The 3,134-nt window shown below is 77.0% G+C and carries 3 protein-coding genes; 1 reads left to right on the forward strand and 2 read right to left on the reverse strand.

The annotated features are described in order from the left end of the window. Nucleotides 1–675, reverse strand: a 675-nt coding sequence (locus VR44_RS24875; RefSeq protein ID WP_045949819.1) for an ROK family protein, incomplete at its 3' end; no start/stop codon positions are given. A gap of 108 nt (nucleotides 676–783) precedes the next feature. Then, nucleotides 784–2,025 carry a LacI family DNA-binding transcriptional regulator gene (locus VR44_RS24880; RefSeq protein WP_045949817.1) on the reverse strand — a complete coding sequence of 414 codons (1,242 nt, stop codon included), beginning with the start codon at nucleotides 2,023–2,025 and terminating at the stop codon, nucleotides 784–786. Between the two features lie 351 nt (nucleotides 2,026–2,376). Between VR44_RS24880 and VR44_RS24885 the strand changes: the two genes are divergently transcribed. Further along, on the forward strand, nucleotides 2,377–3,134 hold a 758-nt coding region (locus VR44_RS24885), incomplete at its 3' end, for a glycoside hydrolase 5 family protein (protein ID WP_045949818.1).

A 3,134-nucleotide genomic window follows, 5' to 3' on the forward strand; every position in this document is an offset into this window, starting at 1 on the left:
GTCGAAGGCGGCCAGCGCGACCGGGTCTCCCGCGGCGGCTGAGGCGGCGACGCCCGCCGCAGTCGGGTCGGGTCCGGTCCAGCCCTGGGCGAGGGCCCAGCGGGCGATGGCGGTACCGGAGGCGAGGGATTCGACGCAGCCGCGGCCGCCGCAGGCGCAGGGCTCGCCGTCGAACGCGACGCTGATGTGACCGATGTGGCCGGCGTTGCCGGTGGGGCCGGTGTGGAGCTGGTTGTTCAGGATCAGCCCGCCGCCGACCCCGGTGGAGACCACCATGCACAGGGCGTTCGCGTGCCCCCGGGCGGCGCCGAGCCAGTGCTCCGCCGCCGTCATGGCCACTCCGTCGCCGGCCAGGACCACGGGGATCCGGGCCCCGCGGGCGGCGAGTTCGGCGGCGACCCGCTCCTGGACGGGGAAGCCGCGCCAGGCCCCGATGTTGACCGGGCTGACCGTGCCCCGCGAGGTGTCGACCGGGCCCGCGCTGCCGATGCCGCAGCGGACGGCCCGCTCCCACAGCGGGTCCGCGGACAGTTCGGCGACGACCTCGGTGACCGCCGCCATGACCGCCTCCGGGTCCGTCCCCCGCGGGGTCGGGCGGCGGGTGGCCGCGGTCATCGTGCCGTCGGGGTGGACCAGCGCCCCGGCGATCTTCGTCCCCCCGATGTCGACCGCCACGGTCGGACCGGCGGCTTCGGACGCCGCGGAGGCCGCGCGCGGGACGGGGAGGGCTGAGGTGGGGGTGGTCACGGAGAGGCTCCTGAACTCCTGAAAAGGGGTCGGATTTCAGTATGCGGCCGGGGGCGGGGCCGTACTCCCGCGGGGTTCCAGCCGGGGCAGCTCGCTCTCGCGCACCCGAGGCGGGCCGCCGGCCAGGAGGTGGAGCAGTTCCTCCGCGGCGAGCCGGCCGAACCCGGCGGTGTCGCGGACCAGCGCGGTCAGCGGGGGGTGGGTGACCCGGCAGAGGGCCGAGTCGTCCCAGGCGACGATGGAGAGCCGGCCGGGCACCGGGATGCCCAGCCCGGCGGCGACCGCGCTGCCCGCCACCGCCATCACGTAGACCAGCGCGGTGGGCGGTTCCGGCTCGGCGAGGACCCGGCGGGTGGCGGCGGCGCCCTCGGTGTCGGAGTAGTCCGTGGGCACCGAGCGCACCTGGCCGGGCGGCAGGCCGAGCCGGGCGGCCTCGGCCCGCAGTGCGGCGACCCGGCGGGCGGTGTGGGCGAGGCCGGGCAGGCCGGCGATGTGGACGATGCGGCGGTGGCCGAGGCCGTGGAGGTGGTCCAGGACCTCGGTCATGGCCCGCGCGTCGTCGGCGCGCACCACCGCCGGCCCGGGCCCGCCGTCCGTCCCCGCCGCGGCGCGGTCCCCGGCACCGCCGCCGGCCCCTGCTCCGCCGTCGGCCCCCGCTCCGCCTCCGGATGCGTACCCGGCGGCGCCTTCGGCCCCGGTGCCGGTACCCCCGGGGGCGCCGGTGTCACCGCCCGCGCCGTCCCGGCCGCCCGCGGGGGCGCCCCCGTGCCGGGCCGGGCCCTCGGGCTGCCAGGGGTCCGGGGGCGTGCCCGTGCCGCCGCCTATCACGACCGCCGGCAGGCCCAGCCGGGACAGCAGGGCCGGGCGCGGGTCACGGGTGCGGGGGTCGACGACGAGGACCCCGTCCACCCGCCGCTCGGCCCACCACCGCCGGTAGACCGCGCACTCGGCCTCGACGTCCTCCACCACCTGGAGGAGCAGGGCGGTCCCGGCGGCCGAGAGCACCTCCTGGATGCCGGACACCAGCCGCAGGAAGAAGGATTCCGCCCCGAGGGTGTGCGCGGGACGGGCCAGGACCAGCCCGACGGCTCCGGAGCGTTCGCCGGACAGGGCGCGGGCGGCGCTGTTGGGCTGCCAGCCGAGTTCCCGCGCGACCCGGCGGATCCGGGCGCGGGTGTCCTCGGAGACGCCCGGCTTGCCGTTCAGCGCGAAGGAGACGGCGCTCTCCGACACGCCGGCCTGGCGGGCGATGTCCTTGATGGTGGGTCTGCGGGCCATGGCCGTGCCTGCCTCATCCCTCGGTGACGTGGTCGACGTGACGCGTTGGCCGGACCGTACGCGATCCGGCCCCGCCGGTCCGCACCGGCCGCGGGGCCCACCGGCCCCCGGCACGGCCGGAATTCGCCTGCCCCATCCGCCGCCGGGGACGCTACGCGCGCCCGTACTGAACCGCATGGGCTCCGGCGACCGTTGCGGCCCGCCGCCCTGCTGCCGCAACGGCTGAAGCGCATCAGTACCCCGCCCGCCGGAATTCGGCCGGGGGCCTCCCGAGGCCCTGTTGACTTCCCTCCGACCGGCCCGGCAGTTTGTGGGCGTCCGGCGAATTCCCCCTGAACTCCGGGACCCCTCATGGACCGCGCCGCCCGCCCCCGAACCCTGCGCTTCGGCGCGAACTACACCCCGGCCCGGGGCTGGTTCCACCACTGGCTGGACTTCGACCTCGACGAGGTGCGGGCCGATCTCGACTCGGTCGCCGCGCTCGGCCTGGACCACGTACGGGTCTTCCCGCTGTGGCCGCTGTTCCAGCCGAACCGGACCCTGATCCGGCCGAGGGCCGTCGAGCAGCTCGTGGCGCTCGCCGACGCGGCCGCCGAACGCGGGCTCGACGTGCACGTGGACGGCCTCCAGGGGCACCTGTCCAGCTTCGACTTCCTGCCCGCGTGGACCGGGACCTGGCACCGGCGCGGACTCTTCACCGATCCGGACGTGGTGGCCGGGCAGGAGGAGTACCTGCGCACCCTGGCCGCGGCCCTCGCCGGCCGGCCGAACTTCCTGGGGATGACCGTCGGGAACGAGGTCAACCAGTTCTCCGACGCGCCCCACCCCGACCCCGACCGGATCACCGCCGCCCAGGCCGGGCGGTGGCTGGAGCGGATGCTGGCCGCCTGCGAGGAGGGGGCGCCGGGCCGGTTCCACCTGCACGCCGAGTACGACGCCGTCTGGTACCGGGACGGGCACCCCTTCACCCCGGCCCAGGCGGCCCGGCTGGGTGCCGCCACCGCCGTGCACTCGTGGGTGTTCAACGGCACCGCGCAGCGTCACGGGCGCACCGGCACGGCCACCGAGCAGCACGCCGCCTACCTGATCGAGCTGTCCAAGGCCTGGGC

Origin of the sequence: Streptomyces katrae (assembly GCF_000966975.1) — a bacterium.
Taxonomy (GTDB): Bacteria; Actinomycetota; Actinomycetes; order Streptomycetales; family Streptomycetaceae; genus Streptomyces; species Streptomyces katrae.

What these genes read in the sequence shown, in the direction of transcription:
- VR44_RS24880 (WP_045949817.1), bottom strand. Translation starts at nt 2,025, where the DNA reads ATGGCCCGCAGACCCACCATCAAGGACATCGCCCGCCAGGCCGGCGTG.